The sequence below is a fragment of the Pseudomonas sp. MH10 genome (genome assembly GCF_034353045.1).
GTDB lineage: Bacteria > Pseudomonadota > Gammaproteobacteria > Pseudomonadales > Pseudomonadaceae > Aquipseudomonas.
This window is the reverse complement of record NZ_CP133783.1, coordinates 3,761,865-3,780,903: the sequence shown is the minus strand read 5'-3', so window position 1 is coordinate 3,780,903 and position 19,039 is coordinate 3,761,865. Positions and strand designations below refer to the sequence as shown.

The following is a 19,039-nucleotide window of genomic DNA, read 5'->3' as shown; positions in this document are numbered from 1 at the left end:
CGTGCCGGCAATGCCCTGATCATTGATGAGTAGATTTTTAATATATTACTGAAGTGAATATGATGACTTGGGGCGTTGACCAGCTTTACCAGGAACTGCTTGAACTGGATGAGCACTCTCGGATAGAAGCAAAAAAAGCCGAAGAGATTGGTTCTTCTATCATGCAAACGGTTTGCGCTTTTGCGAATGAGCCAGGGTTAGGTGGTGGATGGTTATTGCTAGGCGTGTCGGAGCCTGATGAATTTCACGCTAGTTACTGGGTAAACGGAATTCAGAATGTTGATAAATTGCTTGGCGATCTACAAACAAATTGCCGTAATCAATTTGAGCAATCAGTTCAGATCCAAAGCAAGCACGCGCTGATTGACGGAAAATTGGTGGTTGCTGTTCACGTTCCTGAGTTAGAGCTAGCAGCTAAACCATGCCGATTTTCTGGCAAGCTCGATAAGAAAAATAAAAAAAAGACAGGCGTCTGGCGGCGTGGTGCGAATGGTGATTATGAATGTACGGAAGCGGAGCTTGAGCCAATTTTGTTGGCCAAATCAGGAATAGGCTTCGAGCAAACATTACCCCTCGATGCGGAATGGACTGATTTAGATCCTTCAGCAATACAGCTCTATAGAGATCTTCGTAGCAAGGTTAGGTCTCACGCACCCGAGTTGCAGGAGGGTGATGAGGAAATGCTTCGTGCATTAAATCTGGTTAATAAAAGTAATGGGATTTATAGACCAAACCTAGCTGGGCTTTTGCTTTTAGGGAAGGCTATTGCTTTACGACGTCTTTTGCCCGCTATGAGGGTGGACTATGTCCGAGTTCAAGGAAACGAATGGGTGGCAGACGCCGAACAGCGTTTCTCTACTACATTGGATCTCCGAGAGTCTCTATTACGATTAATACCCCGATTAGAAGCGACGATTTTGGACGACATGCCAAGTCACTTTCGATTAAGTGAAAGCCAAACTCAGAGAGCCGATCAGCCTCTTTTGCCGCATAACGTGGTACGTGAGGCCGTAGTGAATGCTGTAATGCACCGCGACTATCAAATTAATCAACCTGTGTTAGTCGTTCGTTACAGTAATCGTCTTGAAATTCGCAATCCAGGCTATTCGCTAAAGCCTGATGTTGAACTGGGAGAAATGGGTTCTCGTCAACGCAACCCTGTGATAGCTGCAGTTTTGTACGAATTGAATTTTGCTGAGACAAAGGGTTCCGGGATTCGCACGATGAAAAAACTGCTGGATGCGGCGGGCCTAACGGCTCCTGTATTTTCATCTAACCGGGAGTCAAATCAATTTGGCGCAACGTATCTTCTTCACCAGCTTCTTGGCGAGGATCAATTGCAATGGCTTAAGCATTTTCAGCATTATGGCCTGACGGATAACGAGGCTAAGGCCCTGATATTGGTTAAAGAAATAGGGGCAATCGATAATTCAGCGTTGAGGGCTATAACGGGGCTGGATACCTTACAAGCCAGTCATTTGTTGCGTAAGCTTTGGCAGCACCTAGGTTTAATTGAGAAAGGTGGCAGCGGACGGTCTTCTTATTATGTGCCCTCTCTCATTCTTCTTTTAGGAAATGAACCAGCGCTTCAGTCCTTCCAGATGGAGTTAGCCGTTGGTCAGGAAGCCGTCGACGATGAGGATGTGTGCAGCTTTACCCAGGTATTTGCTGACTTCGCCGTGAATGCTAGTGACTTGCAAGCAAATGCTAGTGACCTACAAGCAAATGCTAGTGACCTACAATCAAATGCTAGTGACCTCGGCTCAAGCGGAGATCAGACGGTTGGCGGTTGCGTGGTATCCGAAGCTATTAAGGTGAAGATTTTAGGCCTCACTGCTAAGGCAAGAAAAGATAAGTTATGGCCAATTATTCTGGAGTTGTGTTCCGGTGCTATCTGTACCGCTGAGCAATTAGCTGGGTATTTGTCTCGAAATGAAGACACGTTAAAGACCAATCATTTAAGAGTAATGCGTGAACTTGGTCTTTTGACATATTTACATCCTGAGGTTATAAATCACCCAAATCAAGCATATAAAACAACCCCAGCTGGATTAGAGTGGATAGCTTCAAGCGCCGCTTGCCAGCGAACCATTTGAATTTGACAGCTAGCAAATTTTGAATGGTAGAGGAAGCACGCTGTGACGGACGCCGACATGTTGGCGAAACTGCAGGCTGAGAACACTCGGTTGATTGCTCTGCTTGACGCTCACTCTATCGATTGGCGTCCTGCAAAGGACTCAATAAAAATTGTCGTCATCCCTATCGAACACTCTTTAACCGTCAGCACCAACGAAAAAATTGATCTTTTCAGACGGTTATTCCGTGGACGCACCGATGTCTACCCCATTCGATGGGAGAGCAAAACCGGAAAGTCTGGATACTCCCCGGCCTGCGCCAACGAATGGCGAGCAGGTGTTTGTGATAAACCGCGAACCAAATGCGGCGATTGCAGCAACCGTCAGTTACTACCGCTTACCAATGAAGTGATTTACCGCCATCTGGCCGGTGACGTGGTCGTCGGTATCTACCCCTTACTACCTGACGACACCTGCTATTTTCTCGCAGTCGACTTTGATGAGGCCGAATGGCGTAATGACGCCCGGGCCTTTGTCCAGTCCTGTCGCGAGCTGGATATTCCCGTAGCACTGGAAGTATCGAGATCAGGGAATGGTGCGCACGGATGGATCTTTTTTGAGCGAAATATCCCTGCCTACGACGCTCGCCGTCTCGGTGCGGCGATCATCAGTCATGCATGTGAGCGTACCCGCCAATTGGCGCTTTCCTCATATGATCGACTGTTTCCAAATCAGGACACCATGCCGAAAGGTGGCTTTGGAAATCTGATTGCACTCCCTTTACAAAAGCGAGCCAGAGCCAACAACAATAGTGTGTTTGTTGATGATTTCTTGGAGCCCCAATCAGATCAGTGGGCGTTCCTCGCTACTATTCAGCGAATGCTCCCGACGGATGTAGAGCCGACTATTGTGCGGGCTACTGGTCATCGTGATCCGTTGGACGTCACCTATGTTGACGATGAAAACTATGTGGCGCCGTGGAAGGGTCGGGAGTCTGAATCTCGAAAGTTGGCTTGCCCACTGCCCGAAACCCTGAGAATTACGCTCGCTAATCTTATCTATTTCGAGAAGTCAGAGCTGCCGCAGCCGTTAGCCAATAAATTAATCAGACTGGCCGCGTTTCAAAATCCCGAATTTTATAAGGCTCAGGCCATGCGGATGTCGGTATGGAATAAGCCAAGGATTATTGGCTGCGCGGAAAACTTTCCGAGCCATATTGCGTTGCCACGCGGGTGCCTTGACTCAGTGTTAGAGCTTTTTGGTGAGAATGGGATTACCCCTGTTTTCAACGATGAGCGCTTCGTAGGTAAGTCAATTGATGTAAGTTTTTCCGGTACGTTACGAGGTGATCAGGAAGTCGCGGTGGCTGCGATGCATAAGCATGATGCAGGAATTCTGAGCGCGCCAACTGCGTTCGGGAAAACCGTAAGTGCTGCGGCATTGATAGCGAAGCGTGGGGTAAACACGTTGATACTCGTGCATCGAACCGATTTATTGCGTCAGTGGCAAGAGCGCCTCCAGGCATTTCTGGATGTAGGCAAAGGTGTAATCGGAACAATCGGAGGCGGAAAAGCTAAACCTACCGGCATTATTGATGTTGCCGTGATGCAGTCGTTATCGAGAAAAGGTGTGATCAGTGAAAAAATAAAAGACTATGGCCAAATCATCGTCGACGAATGTCATCACCTCTCCGCCATTTCCTTCGAAACCTTACTAAAAAATGCCAGCGCTAAGTATGTGGTGGGTCTAACGGCCACGCCGGTTCGCCGGGACGGTCAACAGCCGATCATATTTATGCAGTGCGGACCTATCCGGCATACAGCGGCCAGACCACAAAGCGCTCCGCGCGATCTGTCTGTAATGCCTCGATTACTGTCCAAGCCGATATCAGTGGCCGAGGGGTCAGGCATTCAAGACGTGTTCCGACATTTATCCAGCGATGCAGAGCGAACTTCCAAGATAGTTGCGGACATTGAATTGGCGTTTAACCAAGGTAGGAAAGTCTTGGTGCTAACCGAAAGAACGGTCACGTGGATATTCTTGAGGCAGAACTGCGTGGGCGTATAGATAACGTGTTTACCCTCCACGGACGTGTTCCGAAAAAACAGCGAATTACGCGGTTGAGTGAACTTGAAGCACTTCCTCCTGATGCCCCTCGTGTATTGCTGGCTACTGGAAAATTGGTAGGCGAAGGCTTCGATCACCCCCCGCTGGACACATTGGTGCTGGCAATGCCAATTTCTTGGAAGGGGATTCTCCAGCAATATGCAGGTCGGTTGCATCGAGAGCATGCGGATAAAACTGACGTACAAGTAATCGACTATGTAGATCTTGGTCATGCAGCTCTACTGAGGATGTGGGAGAAACGCCAAGTAGGTTACAAGGCAATGGGATATCGAGTTTTAGACGGAATCGGCTCAATGGAGCTGCTTTAGAACATCGCTGAATCCCACCTGAACGATTCCCACCGAACGCTGCCTCAACAGTCCCCAGCGCTTTACACTGGGGAACATCCAACCTCCCTGGACGTATCGATGACTGCTGAGACCAATCCAAACCCACTTCTTAAAACCGTCGAAAGCCAGCGCCTGTCGGGTGATGATGCTGATCGTTGGCGTGAGTGGGGACCATATCTCAGTGACCGTCAGTGGGGTACGGTGCGTGAGGACTACAGTGCTGATGGGGATGCCTGGCGTTATTTCCCCCATGACCATGCACGCAGTCGTGCGTATCGATGGGGCGAGGATGGGCTCGCGGGGTTTTCTGACAAAGCGCAACGCTGGTGCCTGGGGCTTGCGCTGTGGAACGAGCGTGACCCGATTATCAAGGAGCGGTTGTTCGGTCTGAATAACTCGGAAGGTAATCACGGTGAGGACGTCAAAGAGCTGTATTTCCACGTTGATGGAATTCCCAGCCACGCCTATATGCGCATGCTCTACAAATACCCGCACGCGGCGTTTCCCTACGATGATTTGGTTCAAGAAAACGGCCGGCGCGGCCTAAACGATTCGGAGTACGAGGTGCTGGATACCGGCGTATTCGACGACAACAATTATTTCGACGTAACCATCGAATACGCCAAGCACACGCCCGACGATATTTTCATGCGTATTACGGTGGAAAATCGTTCGGAGAAATCCGCCCGCTTGCATGTTCTGCCGCATGTCTGGGCGCGTAATACCTGGAGTTGGGGTGATTCAGCAGAGCGCCCCGCCTTGGTTCTGCAAGACCAGCAAGTCCTCGCAAGTTATCCCCAGCAGCCTGACAGAGTTGCTACCGCGTGGGGTCCCCAAACCTGTGAATGGCTGTTCTGTGAAAACGATACCAATACTCCCCGCTTAAGCGGTCAATGGGCGAGTGGACCGTTCAAGGATGGGATCAATGACTGCGTAGCCGGCGCAAACGCCAACGCTGTACATCGCGACAAAGGGACCCGCGCTGCGGCGCATTTCGTGCTCGAACTCAAAGGCCGCGAAACAGAGGTTATTTACCTGCGCTTTGCTCCCCCAGGTGCCGAGGCCGTTAACGGCAGGAAGCTCGTGGATCTATGCCGCAAGCAAGCCGACGATTATTACGCCGCGCTGCAGCACAACCAAAATGACGCCGATGCCCGTAACGTTCAGCGCCAAGCTTTGGCCGGTTTACTGTGGTCGAAGCAGTTGTATTATTTCGACGTCAATCGCTGGCTGGACGGTGATTCGACACAGCCGCCACCTCCACCCGAGCGGGCCAGTATTCGTAATACTCACTGGCGCCATCTTTCCAATTTTGACATCGTTTCCATGCCCGATAAGTGGGAATACCCCTGGTATGCCTCCTGGGATTTGGCCTTTCAGGCTGTCGCGTTTGCATTGATCGATCCGGTGTTCGCCAAGGAGCAATTGTTGCTGCTGGTGAAAGACCGGTTTATGCACCCGAACGGACAATTGCCGGCGTACGAATGGCGCTTCGATGATGCCAACCCACCCGTCCACGCTTGGGCGTCATGGCGGGTTTATCAAAAGGAAAAGGAGCTGACAGGCGTTGGCGATCTGGATTTCCTTGAGCGAATATTCCATAAGCTTTTGCTGAATTTTTCCTGGTGGGTCAACCGTAAAGACGCCGAAGGTCGCAACGTGTTTCAAGGTGGCTTCTTGGGACTGGATAACATCGCGCTGTTCGACAGATCCGCAGCCATGGCGCCAGGATACGAATTGGATCAGGCCGACGGCACCGCTTGGGTCGCGGCGTATGCCGTCGACCTGATGCGCATCGCTTTGGAGTTAGCCAAACGTAATTCCGTGTATGTCGATATCGCGGTTAAATTCTTTGAGCATTTTTTGTACATTGCCGGCGCGATCAATCGGGGTGATGACAGCTCAGGAGGTCTTTGGGATGAACAGGACAAGTTTTTCTATGACGTACTGCACCGTCCTGATGGCAGCATCGAGCCCGTGCGGCTGCGCTCACTCGTAGGGTTGATGCCACTGTTTGCGGTTCAAGTGTTGGAGCAGCGCGAGCATGAAGGCTTGCCGGGTTTGCGTGAACGGATGCTCGGCTTTCTTCGGCATCGCCCGGACCTTGCTCGATTAATCTCCCGTTGGACGGAGCCAGGTAAAGGCAACCGGCTTCTACTGGCGCTGCTGCGTGGTCAGCGGACTAAAGATCTGCTGTCACGGATGCTCGACGAAAGCGAGTTCTTGTCTGAGTTCGGCATTCGTTCGCTGTCGAAGGCTTACGCGGAAAAGCCATTCGGCATGCAGATCAACGGCAATACCCTGTGCGCTGACTATCAGCCGGCGGAGTCAAACTCGCGGCTGTACGGCGGAAATTCTAACTGGCGGGGGCCGGTGTGGATGCCAGTGAACTACATGCTGATCGAATCCCTGCGAGAGTTTCATCGTTATTACGATGACAACTTCCTGGTCGAATTCCCGACGGGTTCGGGATTTCTCTCATCATTGGACGAAGTCACTGACGGCCTAAGCCAGCGTCTGACGCGTCTTTTTTTACTCGATGAAAATGGAAGACGCCCGAGCATGGCAGCTTATCCACAGCTGCAGGCTGATCCGGAAAGCAGGGATCTGGTGTTGTTTCACGAGTACTTCAACGGCGAAACTGGGCGTGGCCTCGGTGCCTCTCATCAAACCGGCTGGAGCGCATTGGTGGCATTGCTGCTGCAAAAATAGCCGGTAACGAAAGTAGTCAACAAGCGTGGCTAGAAAAACTTATGCACGTTTTTGGCTCGCTAATGAACTTTAGAAATAAGCAGATAAATTAGTGGCTTAGAGCACCCTTTCAATAAAATCATAAAATTGGTGCACAGGTTATCCACAAATCAGACAACTGCATTTTCTCCGCTCACCGCGGGTGCAACCACGGAGCCCAAGGCGCGTTGAGTGGCTTCGTTCCAGGCCTGAACGCGGTCGTTGAGCGCTGCAATGGCTCGAGGACCAGTGCCCTCTGCATACATCGGTTCGCCAATGACAACTTCGATGGTACCGGCCTTTTTAGCCCAACCTTCCTTCGGCCAATATTTACCCGCGTTGTGGGCAATAGGTAGCACGGGAAGGTTTGCGTTTACCGCCAGTGCGGTACCGCCCCGTGAGAATTTACCCACTTGGCCAAACGGGACTCGGGTCCCTTCCGGAAAGATCAGTACCCAGACTCCATCCTTAAGCAGCTCGTCCCCGCGTTTGGCGACGTGCTTGAGCGCCGCTTTTGGGTTGTCACGGTTGATCGCGATGGGCCGCAACATGGCCATGGCCCAACCAAAGAAAGGGACATACAGCAACTCACGCTTGAGCACTTGGCTAAGCGGTTCGAAATGCGCAGAGAGGAAGAATGTTTCCCACGTGCTCTGGTGATTGGAAAGAATTACGCACGGCTGCTGCGGGACATTTTCCTGGCCCTTCACTTCCACATGGATATTGAGAAATACCCGGGTTAGCCATAACGCGCAGCGGCACCAGTACACGTTGATAAACCGATAACGCATGCGGAACGGTAAAAACGGGGCGATGAAGAAACTCAGCGTGCACCACATCAGTGAACTGGTGCCCAGCAGCAGGTAAAAGAAGAAGGTTCTGATTGCCTGCATGATCGACATAAGTGCTTTTACCGTTGCGGGCATCGCCCGTCTATTAATGCTGTTGAATAAGACCTGCGGCAACTGCCGCAAGATCGTCAAAAATCAATGTGCCGGTAGGCAGAGGAGAATTCATCGTTCTCGAACCTTTACCGGTCTTCACCAATACGGGCTGACAATCGGCGGCTATTGCCGCAGCCAGGTCACCCTTGGTGTCGCCAACAAACCACACACCCGCCAGATTAGCCGAATAATGCTTGGCGATCGTATTGAGCATGCCCGGTTTTGGCTTACGGCAATCGCAGCCGTCGTCCGGCCCATGTGGGCAATACACGATCAAACCCACTTCGCCGCCCTGCTCCGCCACCAATTCACGCAACCGCACGTGCATGGCATCAAGGGTAGCGATGTCGTAAAACCCGCGGGCTATTCCCGACTGGTTGGTGGCGACGGCCACGGTCCAGCCGGCTTTACTCAGTTGCGCGATAGCCTCGATCGAGCCGGGAATGGGCAGCCATTGCTCCACCGATTTTATGTAAGCGTCGGAGTCATAGTTGATCACCCCGTCCCGATCGAGAATCAGCAGCTTCACGCTTTGCCCCTTCCGTTAGCCCAGCAGCGATATATCGGCAACGCCGAGGAACAAACCGCGCAAGCGAGCCAGTAACGCATAACGGTTCGCGCGAACGCTGGCGTCTTCTGCGTTGACCATCACCGCTTCGAAGAACGCATCAACCGGTTCACGCAGTGCCGCCAGACGCCCCAAGGCTTCGGTGTACTGACGGGAAGCCGCCATCGGTTGCACGGCCTGGTCAGCCTGCTGGATGGCCGAGTACAGCGAGAACTCGTTGGCGTTATCGAAGTACTTAGGTTCAACAGCGCTGGAGATTCCGCCTTGGGCTTTGCTCAGCAGGTTCGACACACGTTTGTTCACGGCAGCGAGCGCTGCGGCTTCAGGCAATGTGCGGAACGCTTGAACGGCTTGAACCCGCTGATCGAAATCAAGGGCTGACGCTGGTTTCAGTGCGCGTACCGACAGGTAGACCGCAACCTCAACCCCTTCATCTTCATAGCGCGCACGCAGGCGGTCGAAGATGAATTCCAGCACTTGATCGGCCAAGCCAGCCGGTTTGATCTTGGTGCCGAATTGGCCGACAGCAAAAGCAACGGTCTGCACCAGATCAAGGTCCAGTTTCTTGTCGATCAGAATCCGCAGTACGCCCAATGCAGCGCGACGCAGTGCGTACGGGTCTTTGCTACCGGTAGGCAGCATGCCAATACCGAAAATGCCGACCAAGGTGTCGAGTTTGTCGGCAATTGCCACGGCTGCACCGGTCAGGGTGGTTGGCAATTCAGCGCCAGCACCGCGCGGCATGTACTGCTCGTTCAAAGCCAGCGCAACGTCTTCAGGCTCGCCGTCTGCCATTGCGTAGTAATAACCGGCAACGCCTTGCATCTCCGGGAATTCGCCGACCATCTCAGTCGCCAAATCACACTTCGAGAGCAGACCTGCACGGCCAGCGCGCAGTGCATCACCGCCGATACGCGAAGCAATGAAAGCCGCCAGCTTCGACACACGTTCGGCTTTATCGAACACGCTGCCCAGCTGTGCCTGGAATACGACGTTTTGCAGGCGCTGGTTGAAGGTCTCCAGCTTCTGCTTTTTGTCTTGTTTGAAGAAGAACTCGGCATCGGTGAGGCGTGGGCGAACCACTTTCTCGTTACCCGACACGATTTGCGCCGGGTCTTTGCTTTCGATGTTGGCCACGGTAATGAAACGCGGCAGCAACTTGCCCTCGGAATCCAGCAGGCAGAAATACTTCTGGTTGTCCTGCATGGTGATGATCAAGGCTTCTTGCGGCACTTCAAGAAAGCGCTCTTCGAACGAACACACCAGCGGCACCGGCCATTCGACAAGCCCGGTGACTTCGTCGAGTAGGCTTGGCGGCACGATGGCAGTGCCTTCGTGCTGGGTGGCCAGTTCAGCAACGCGCTTGCTGATCAGCTCACGGCGCTCAGTGAAGTCAGCCAATACATAGGCGGCACGCAGGTCTTGCAAGTAATTGGCCGGCGAGGTGATGCGCACGTTTTCCGGGTGATGGAAACGGTGACCACGGGAATCTCGTCCGGATTTTTGAGCGAGGATCGTGCAGTCGATCACGTGATCGCCGAACAACATCACCAGCCATTGGGTTGGACGAACGAACTCTTCTTTGCGCGCACCCCAACGCATGCGTTTTGGAATCGGCAGATCATTCAGCGAGTCTTCAACGATGGTTGGCAACAGGCTGATCGTTGGTTTGCCAACGATGTTCTGGCTAAAGCGCAGCTTCGGGCCGCTCTGATCGATTTCGCTCAGCTCGACGCCGCACTTCTTGGCGAACCCCAGCGCGGCCTGGGTTGGATTGCCGTCGGCGTCGAAAGCAGCCTGCCGCGGCGGACCGTCCAGGTTAACGCTACGGTCTTCCTGCTGGGTCGTCAGTTGCGTGATCAACACGGCCAGACGACGCGGTGCAGCGTAAACATGCGTGGCGGTGAAGCTCAGGCCAGCAGCTTGCAAGCCTTTTTCGATACCGGCCAAGAACGCGTCACCCAGAATGCTCAGGGCTTTTGGAGGCAGTTCTTCGGTGCCCAATTCAACCAGGAAATCTTGAGCACTCATTGTGCAGCCTCCAGCTTAGCCAACACTTCGTCACGTATACCGGGCGGCGCCATCGGAAAGCCCAGTTTGGCGCGGGCCAGCAAGTAAGCCTGGGCAACGGAACGAGCCAGCGTGCGGACGCGCAAAATGTATTGCTGACGTGCCGTGACCGAGATTGCCCGGCGCGCATCCAGCAAGTTGAACGTGTGCGATGCCTTGAGCACCATTTCATAGCTTGGCAATGGCAGCTCAAGCTCGATCAGGCGCGCGGCTTCGCTTTCGTAGAAGTCGAACAGCTCAAACAGTTTTTCGACGTTGGCGTGTTCGAAGTTATAGGTCGACTGCTCCACTTCGTTCTGGTGGAACACATCGCCATAGGTCACTTTGCCGAACGGACCGTCGGTCCACACCAAGTCGTAGACCGAATCGACGCCTTGCAGGTACATCGCCAGGCGCTCTAGGCCGTAGGTGATTTCGCCGGTGACCGGGTAGCACTCAATGCCGCCGGCTTGCTGGAAATAGGTGAATTGCGTGACTTCCATGCCGTTGAGCCAAACTTCCCATCCCAGACCCCAGGCGCCCAGTGTTGGCGACTCCCAGTTGTCTTCGACGAAACGAATGTCATGCACCAATGGATCGAGGCCGACGTGCTTCAGGGAGCCGAGGTACAGCTCCTGGAAATTGTCCGGGTTGGGCTTCAATACCACCTGGAATTGATAATAGTGCTGCAAGCGGTTCGGGTTTTCGCCATAACGACCGTCCGTAGGACGACGGCTGGGCTGCACATAAGCAGCGTTCCAGGTTTCCGGGCCGATGGCGCGCAGAAAGGTGGCGGTATGGAATGTGCCGGCGCCGACTTCCATATCGTAGGGCTGAAGTACCACGCAACCTTGCTCGGCCCAGTATTGTTGGAGGGCGAGGATCAAGTCTTGGAAGGTACGCACGGCTGGCGTAGGCTGGCTCACGAAATTCACCTGTACTGGGGCTGCGATTTAAAGAGCGGGAGTATACCCGATTCGGCCGCGCCTCGACCCTTGGAGGCCTATGCCACGCTGCTTTTGGTGCAACGAAGACCCGCTGTATATCGATTATCACGATCAAGAGTGGGGCGTGCCGCTGCGCGATGCGCAGAAGCTCTTCGAGTTGTTATTGCTAGAAGGGTTCCAGGCGGGGCTCTCATGGATCACGATTTTGAAGAAACGCGCCCGTTATCGCGAAGTCATGTTCGGCTTTGACGTGCACAAGATTGCGCAGATGAGCGATGAATACCTGGAAACATTGATGCTCGACCCGGGCATTATTCGCAATCGTCTGAAGCTCAATGCAGCGCGGCGTAATGCGCGTGCCTGGTTGGCGCAAGATGACCCAGTGAAGTGGCTGTGGTCTTTTGTTGGCGGCGAGTCCAAGACCAACCATTTTAAGGACCGCAACGAAGTCCCGGCGATTACCCCCGAGGCTGAGGTGATGAGCAAAGCAATGAAGAAGGCGGGCTTCACTTTTGTGGGTCCGACCATTTGTTACGCCTTCATGCAATCCTCGGGCATGGTCATGGATCACACCTTGGACTGTGATCGATACGCCGTCCTCAGCCGCTGATGGTTACAATGGCGGCCTTGCGAATTCAGGAGTGATTTGTGGATAAGTTTAAAGGTGCCCTTCTGGTTGGGCTTTTGCGGCTGTTTGCCTTGTTGCCATGGAATGTTGTGCAGTGGGTTGGCGGGGCTATTGGCTGGCTGATGTGGAAAACGCCTAATCGCTCGCGTGAAATCGTCCGCATTAATCTTTCCAAATGCTTTCCGGAAATGGATGCGGTGGAACGTGAGCAACTGGTTGGCCGCAGCCTGATGGACATCGGTAAGACATTGACTGAAAGCGCCTGCGCCTGGATTTGGCCTGCTCAGAAGTCGATTGATTTGGTGCGTGAAGTCGAAGGGCTCGAGGTGTTGGAAGCGGCCCTGGCGTCCGGTAAAGGTGTGGTCGGCATCACCAGCCACTTGGGCAACTGGGAGGTGTTGAACCACTTCTACTGCAACCAGTGCAAACCGATCATTTTTTATCGTCCGCCGAAGCTCAAGGCGGTGGATGACCTGCTTCGAAAACAGCGCGTGCAACTGGGCAACCGCGTCGCGGCGTCGACCAAGGAAGGAATTCTGAGCGTCATCAAAGAGGTGCGCAAAGGCGGCTCGGTGGGTATTCCGGCTGACCCGGAGCCGGCTGAGTCTGCGGGGATCTTTGTGCCGTTTTTTGCGGTTCAGGCGTTAACCAGCAAGTTTGTGCCGAACATGTTGGCCGGCGGTAAAGCGGTCGGTGTGTTCCTGCACGCCATGCGCCTGCCCGATGGTTCCGGCTACAAAGTCGTCTTGGAAGCCGCACCGGAAGCGATGTACAGCACTGACACGGCAACCTCAGTGGCGGCCATGAGCAAGGTCGTTGAGAAATACGTGCGAGCTTATCCGAGCCAGTACATGTGGACCATGAAGCGCTTCAGAAGGCGTCCGGCAGGGGAAGAGCGTTGGTATTGAAGATTTGGGCTGGAAATAAATGCCCTGTGGGACCGAATTCATTCATGCCCTGAGGTGGTCCGTCAACGCGTTGTCGCAGCGAACTCGGGACAACTGTAGGAGCTGCCGAAGGCTGCGAAGCCGGTACCGCTCTGGGATTTCATTGACACGGTTGATAGTAAGCAGCCGTAGATACTGTGGGAGTAGGCTTGCCTGCGAAGAGGCCTGTAGTCACGCCGCTGAGGTCGACCTGAAACCTGGTTCGCCTGCATTGACGCTTTCGTTGGCAAGCCAACTCCCACAGAGACTTTTGGCAAACACGGAATAGTCGGTACTGAACATCTGATCGCAGCTTTCGGCAGCTCCTACAGAAATCAGTGCATCGCCAGAATCCGTGGGACCGAATTCATTCGGGAAGCAGACGGCGCGGTTTTTTTCAGATACACCGCGTTACGGCATTCGCAATGAATTCGCTCCCAAAGGGGGGTGAAGATTGGTTAAACCGCTGCGATCTTGATCAACTTGGCGTAGTAAAACCCGTCGTGGCCACCTTCTTGTGGCAGTAACTGACGACCATGCGGCTGCTTCAAGCCGGGTGGTTGTTGGCCGAGCTGCCCAGCGATGTCCAACTCCCGTGCACTCGATGTCCGGGCAAGAAACGCGTCGACCACTTCAGTGTTTTCCATTGGCAACGTTGAACAGGTGGCGTAGAGCAGAATGCCACCGACGTCGAGGGTCGGCCACAACGCATCGAGCAGCTCACCTTGTAGTGTGGCGAGTGCCGGGATGTCATCAGCTTGACGGGCGAGCTTGATATCGGGGTGGCGACGAATCACTCCCGTGGCAGAACATGGCGCATCAAGCAGGATGCGTTGGAACGGTTTGCCATCCCACCACTGCTGAGTCTCGCGGGCATCTGCGGCAATCAATTCGGCGCTTAGGCCTAGACGCTCAAGATTTTCCTTCACCCGTATCAGACGCTTGGCTTCAAGGTCCACCGCGACCACGCCGGCCAATTGCGGCTGGACTTCAAGCAGGTGGCAGGTCTTGCCGCCCGGTGCGCAGCAAGCATCAAGTACCCGCTGGCCAGGGGCTAACTCAAGCAGATCGGCCGCCAACTGCGCCGCTTCGTCCTGAACGCTGATCCAGCCGTCAGCAAAGCCCGGCAAGTTACGCACATCGCAGGGCTCGCTTAGCACGATGCCATCTTGGCTGAACGCGCAGGCATGAGCTTCAATGCTCGCGTCCCCCAACAATTGCAGATACGCGTCACGGCCGTGGTGACGGCGGTTGACCCGCAGAATCATCGGCGGATGAGCATTGTTGGCCGCGCAAATGGCTTCCCACTGTTCTGGCCAATACGCCTTCAGCGCTTTTTGCAACCAGCGTGGGTGTGCGGTGCGAACCACTGGGTCGTGTTCCAGTTCGACGAACAGCGCTTCGCTTTCCCGTTGGGCGCGGCGAAGTACGGCGTTAATAAGCGCTTTGGCCCAAGGCTTTTTCAGCTTGTCGGCGCAGCCAACGGTTTCACCAATGGCTGCATGGGGTGGAATACGCGTGTAGAGCAATTGATAGAGCCCCACCAGCAGCAGCGCTTCCACATCGGCATCGACGCTTTTGAACGGTTTTTGCAGCAATTTTGCCGCCAACGCAGACAGCCTTGGTTGCCAGCGCGCCGTGCCGAAGGCCAGATCCTGGGTTAACCCACGGTCACGGGCTTCAACGTTATCCAGTTGTTTCGGCAGCGAGCTGTTCAGTGAAGCTTTGCCGCTGAGGACCACAGCCAGTGCTTTTGCGGCGGCGAGACGCGGGTTCATTGAGCGGCCACCGCAGCGCCAAGGACGATGCCTTCGGCGAATTTCTCACGACGGCTGTTGAACAGGTCGGCGAAATTCAGCGCTTTACCCCCCGGCAGTTGCAAACGCGTCAGGCGCAAAGCGTTTTGCCCACAGGCCACAATCAAACCGTCTTTACTCGCCGACAGAATTTCCCCCGGTATGCCCTGCCCTTCGTCTAGGCTGGCGGCCAGCACTTTCAGTGCTTCGCCATTAAGGGTGCTATGGCTGACCGGCCATGGATTAAAGGCACGAATCAGACGTTCAAGCTCGATGGCCGGACGACTCCAGTCGATGCGCGCTTCGTCTTTGTTCAGCTTATGGGCGTAAGTCGCCAGCGCGTCGTCTTGAACCTCGCCGAGCAACGTCCCGTTGGCCAGACCGGTAATGGCCTGAAGCACTGCCGGAGGGCCGAGTGTGGCAAGACGGTCATGCAGACTGCCGCCAGTGTCTTCAGTCGAGATCGGGGTGGTGACTTTTAGCAGCATCGGCCCGGTATCCAGGCCCGCTTCCATACGCATCACCGTCACGCCGCTTTCGGCATCGCCGGCTTCGACCGCGCGCTGAATCGGCGCAGCACCACGCCAACGCGGCAGTAGCGACGCATGACTGTTGATGCAACCCAGGCGCGGGATATCCAGCACGGTTTGCGGCAGGATCAGTCCGTAAGCGACCACCACCAGTAGATCAGGTGTGAGTGCGGCCATTTCGGCCTGAGCCTGGGCATTGCGCAGCGTCGGCGGTTGCAGAACGACGATGCCGTGTTGCTCCGCGAGCTGTTTGACCGGGCTCGGCATCAGTTTCTGACCACGGCCAGCCGGGCGATCAGGCTGGGTATAAACCGCGATTACCTGATGGGGGCTGTCGAGCAAAGCCTGGAGGTGCTCGGCGGCAAATTCCGGAGTGCCGGCGAAGACGATGCGCAGTGGCTCGGTCATGGTTTTCTCTTAAATAAATGCGGACCCTATAGGGTTAAGTTGGATCAAGCCTGCTTGTGCAGTTTTTCCAACTTCTTTTTGATTCGATCGCGCTTGAGGTTTGACAGGTAATCGACGAATAATTTGCCGTTAAGGTGATCGCACTCGTGTTGAACGCACACAGCCAGCAGACCTTCGGCAACTAGCTCGAAAGGCTTGCCGTCGCGGTCGAGGGCGGTAACTTTTACCTTGTTCGGACGGTCGACGTTTTCATAGAATCCTGGCACCGAGAGGCAGCCTTCTTGATACTGCTCCATCTCGTCGGTCAGGGTTTCGAACTGCGGATTAATAAAAACCCGTGGTTCGCTGCGGTCTTCGCTAAGGTCCATGACCACGATGCGTTTGTGGACGTTGACTTGAGTCGCTGCCAATCCGATGCCGGGCGCTTCGTACATGGTTTCGAACATGTCATCGACCAACTGGCGAATGCCGTCGTCGACCTCAGCCACGGGTTTGGCGATGGTGCGCAGGCGCGAATCGGGAAATTCGAGGATGTTTAGAATAGCCATATACGTTAGAGCTGCACTTGTAGGGTAAAGTCGAAAGTCGGCGGCCAGACATCGGACGAAAGGTCGAAACTGGCAATCTCGCAAAACCCAAGCCTCTGGGACTCTGACTGTTTCACGGGAAGCCACATGATAAAGGGATTCACCGCATGAGGAAATCACTACTCGCCCTGTTGCTGTTGGCCTCCGCTGGCCTTTGTCAGGCGCAAGTGCAATTGCGGGACGGTCACCCTGAGAATTACACGGTCTCCAAAGGCGACACACTTTGGGACATTTCCGGGAAGTTTCTAAGCGAGCCTTGGAAGTGGAAGGAAATCTGGAAGCAAAACCCACAGATTGCCAACCCTGATTTGATCTACCCCGGCGACAGGTTGACGTTAATTTACGTCGACGGCCAGCCGCGTCTGGTGGTCAATCGCGGTGAGTCGCACGCAACCATCAAGCTGTCGCCGCGCGTGCGCACAACGCCTATGGCCGAAGCGATTCCGAGCATTCCTCTGGGCGCCATCAACAGCTATTTGTTGAGCAACCGAATCGTCGACGATCCGGCTACCTTTAAGAACGCCCCTTACATCGTTGCCGGTAACGCAGAAAGCGTCCTCAGCGGCGTAGGCGATCGGGTTTATGCCCGCGGCAAGTTCGACCCGGCGCAGACGGTCTATGGGATCTTCCGCCAAGGTAAAACCTACGCCGACCCTGTTACCGGGACCGTCCTCGGGATCAACGCCGATAACATTGGCAGCGGTGAAGTCGTCGCCCATGAGGGTGATGTCGCAACCCTGATACTGCGGCGTTCGACTCAGGAAGTAAGGCTGGCCGACCGCCTGTTCACCAGCGAAGAACGCCCGATCAACTCAACTTTCTTCCCAAGTGCGCCAGACACCCAGATTGACGGCTTGATCATTGACGTCCCACGCGGGGTGACCCAGATTGGTGTGTTCGACGTGGTGACGTTAAACAAAGGTAGACGCGATGGTTTGGTCGAAGGGAACGTGCTGGCGATCTACAAAACGGGCGAGCAAGTGCGCGATGACGTGTCCGGCGAACGGATAAAAATCCCGGACGAACGCTCGGGGTTACTCATGGTTTTTCGCACTTATGAAAAGCTGAGCTATGGTTTGGTACTCCACGCCACGCGCTCGTTGACGGTCATGGACAAGGTGCGAAACCCGTAGAGCTATGTTTCAGAATCAGGACATGTTTTTTCCACAGAGCATGAACTTATCAAATAGTTACTAACAGAGTTATCCACCGGTTGTCCGTTCCAAAAATGAAGCGCAACAGATCAAGGAAGATCTATGCCGTTGTTCGATACCGCTGCTGTGCCACCCGCTGAACTCGAAGCGCGCCTGCGCATCCACCGGCTGCCTGAGGTCGGACCCAAACGCTTTCATCGCCTGATGAGCGCCTTTGGGTCGGCCTCTGCGGCGATCAGTGCGCCGGCCAGTGCGTGGCGTGCTTTGGGTTTCCCCAGCGCCTGCGCCGAAGCCCGCCGTTGTCCCAATGTACGAGATGGCGCCAGCGCTGCAATGGCTTGGCTTGAGCGTCCCGCCCAGCATTTGTTGATGTGGGACGACCCTCACTACCCCGCTTTGCTGGCTGAAATTCCCGATGCGCCGCCGCTGCTGTTCGTGGCCGGTGACCCCCGAATTCTTGAACGGCCGCAACTGGGTATGGTGGGCAGTCGGCGTGCTTCCAAGCCGGGCCTGGACACCGCCACCGCGTTCGCGCGGAGTTTGGCCGGAGCTGGTTTTGTCATTACCAGCGGCTTGGCGCTGGGCATTGACGGCGCCGCCCACCAAGGCGCGTTGGACGTTGGTGGACAAACGATTGGCGTGCTCGGTACGGGCATCGAAAATTTTTATCCACAGCGCCATCGGCAGCTTGCCGCCACCATGTGTGCGCAAGGCAGCGCGGTGGTTTCCGAGTTTCCCCTGGACGCTGGGCCGCAACCCGGCAACTTTCCGAGACGCAATCGAATTATCAGCGGTTTGTCGGTCGGGGTGCTGGTGGTCGAGGCCAGTGTGCGCAGCGGATCGTTGATAACCGCGCGTTTAGCCGCCGAGCAAGGGCGCGAGGTGTATGCCATTCCGGGCTCGATTCATCACCCCGGCGCTCGCGGTTGCCATCAACTGATTCGTGACGGCGCAGTGTTGGTGGAAACCGTCGAGCACATCCTTGAAGCCCTGCGCGGTTGGCAAACCATTAGCCGTTGCCTCCCCGCACCCACCGCCGTTTCTCCCGAACGCGTCAGTCATCCTTTGCTCGACTTGCTGCATGCCGCACCCCATACCAGCGAGGCGTTGGCGCTCTCGATTGGCTGGCCATTACCGAAGGTATTGGCTGCATTGACCGAGTTAGAGCTTGAAGGGCGTATTAGTGCTGAGGCGGGACGATGGTTTGCGCGTGCCTGCTAAGGTTAAACTGCGCGCAGTGG

Annotated in this window: 13 protein-coding genes and 1 pseudogene; 7 read left to right on the top strand and 7 right to left on the bottom strand. The window is 54.8% G+C overall.

The window, feature by feature from the left end; all coding sequences use genetic code 11:
- Nucleotides 1-59: 59 nt before the first annotated feature.
- The 3 genes and pseudogenes from RHM59_RS16815 (at nucleotide 60) to RHM59_RS16805 (ending at nucleotide 7,243) form a co-directional block, all read left to right on the top strand.
- Complete coding sequence (locus RHM59_RS16815) at nucleotides 60-2,096, top strand: ATP-binding protein (RefSeq protein WP_322224793.1); 2,037 nt, start codon at nucleotides 60-62, stop codon at nucleotides 2,094-2,096.
- A 57-nt stretch (nucleotides 2,097-2,153) separates the two neighbouring features.
- Nucleotides 2,154-4,510: pseudogene (locus tag RHM59_RS16810) on the top strand (TOTE conflict system archaeo-eukaryotic primase domain-containing protein).
- A gap of 99 nt (nucleotides 4,511-4,609) precedes the next feature.
- A complete protein-coding gene (locus RHM59_RS16805) occupies nucleotides 4,610-7,243 on the top strand; it encodes an MGH1-like glycoside hydrolase domain-containing protein (RefSeq protein WP_322224791.1) in 2,634 nt (877 codons plus the stop codon).
- Between the two features lie 149 nt (nucleotides 7,244-7,392).
- Here RHM59_RS16805 and RHM59_RS16800 read toward each other — a convergent pair whose 3' ends face one another.
- Genes RHM59_RS16800 through glyQ form a run of 4 tightly spaced genes read right to left on the bottom strand, consistent with a single transcriptional unit; the run spans nucleotide 7,393 to nucleotide 11,748 of the window.
- Complete coding sequence (locus RHM59_RS16800; protein WP_322171301.1) at nucleotides 7,393-8,163, bottom strand: lysophospholipid acyltransferase family protein; 771 nt, start codon at nucleotides 8,161-8,163, stop codon at nucleotides 7,393-7,395.
- Nucleotides 8,164-8,197: 34 nt separating this feature from the next.
- Nucleotides 8,198-8,734 carry a D-glycero-beta-D-manno-heptose 1,7-bisphosphate 7-phosphatase gene (gene gmhB, locus RHM59_RS16795; RefSeq protein WP_322166836.1) on the bottom strand — a complete coding sequence of 179 codons (537 nt, stop codon included), beginning with the start codon at nucleotides 8,732-8,734 and terminating at the stop codon, nucleotides 8,198-8,200.
- A 15-nt stretch (nucleotides 8,735-8,749) separates the two neighbouring features.
- On the bottom strand, nucleotides 8,750-10,804 hold the full coding sequence (glyS, locus tag RHM59_RS16790; RefSeq protein ID WP_322166837.1) for a glycine--tRNA ligase subunit beta: 2,055 nt from the start codon (nucleotides 10,802-10,804) through the stop codon (nucleotides 8,750-8,752).
- On the bottom strand, nucleotides 10,801-11,748 hold the full coding sequence (gene glyQ / locus RHM59_RS16785) for a glycine--tRNA ligase subunit alpha (RefSeq protein ID WP_299828526.1): 948 nt from the start codon (nucleotides 11,746-11,748) through the stop codon (nucleotides 10,801-10,803). Before glyQ ends, glyS begins: the two co-directional genes overlap by 4 nt.
- Before the next feature lie 79 nt (nucleotides 11,749-11,827).
- Here glyQ and RHM59_RS16780 point away from each other — a divergent pair, with 79 nt between their 5' ends.
- Both RHM59_RS16780 and RHM59_RS16775 read left to right on the top strand, forming a co-directional pair.
- Nucleotides 11,828-12,379 (top strand): DNA-3-methyladenine glycosylase I, encoded by a 552-nt coding sequence (locus RHM59_RS16780; protein ID WP_322166838.1) that lies wholly within the window; start codon nucleotides 11,828-11,830, stop codon nucleotides 12,377-12,379.
- A gap of 38 nt (nucleotides 12,380-12,417) precedes the next feature.
- Nucleotides 12,418-13,305, top strand: a complete 888-nt coding sequence (locus tag RHM59_RS16775) for a lysophospholipid acyltransferase (protein ID WP_322166839.1) — start codon at nucleotides 12,418-12,420, stop codon at nucleotides 13,303-13,305.
- 476 nt (nucleotides 13,306-13,781) lie between these two features.
- Here RHM59_RS16775 and rsmB read toward each other — a convergent pair whose 3' ends face one another.
- From rsmB to def, 3 genes are read right to left on the bottom strand one after another with little or no spacing between them, the layout of a single operon-like run.
- Entirely contained in the window at nucleotides 13,782-15,101 is a 1,320-nt protein-coding gene (gene rsmB, locus RHM59_RS16770) for a 16S rRNA (cytosine(967)-C(5))-methyltransferase RsmB (RefSeq protein ID WP_322184481.1), read from the bottom strand.
- Entirely contained in the window at nucleotides 15,098-16,057 is a 960-nt protein-coding gene (gene fmt, locus RHM59_RS16765) for a methionyl-tRNA formyltransferase (protein ID WP_322224788.1), read from the bottom strand. The genes rsmB and fmt overlap by 4 nt, the downstream gene beginning before the upstream one ends.
- Before the next feature lie 44 nt (nucleotides 16,058-16,101).
- A complete protein-coding gene (def, locus tag RHM59_RS16760) occupies nucleotides 16,102-16,605 on the bottom strand; it encodes a peptide deformylase (protein ID WP_322166843.1) in 504 nt (167 codons plus the stop codon).
- A gap of 146 nt (nucleotides 16,606-16,751) precedes the next feature.
- On the opposite strand from def, the gene RHM59_RS16755 reads away from it, so the two are divergent.
- Entirely contained in the window at nucleotides 16,752-17,777 is a 1,026-nt protein-coding gene (locus RHM59_RS16755; RefSeq protein ID WP_322224786.1) for a LysM peptidoglycan-binding domain-containing protein, read from the top strand.
- 123 nt (nucleotides 17,778-17,900) lie between these two features.
- On the top strand, nucleotides 17,901-19,019 hold the full coding sequence (dprA, locus tag RHM59_RS16750; protein WP_322166845.1) for a DNA-processing protein DprA: 1,119 nt from the start codon (nucleotides 17,901-17,903) through the stop codon (nucleotides 19,017-19,019).
- Nucleotides 19,020-19,039 lie beyond the last annotated feature (20 nt).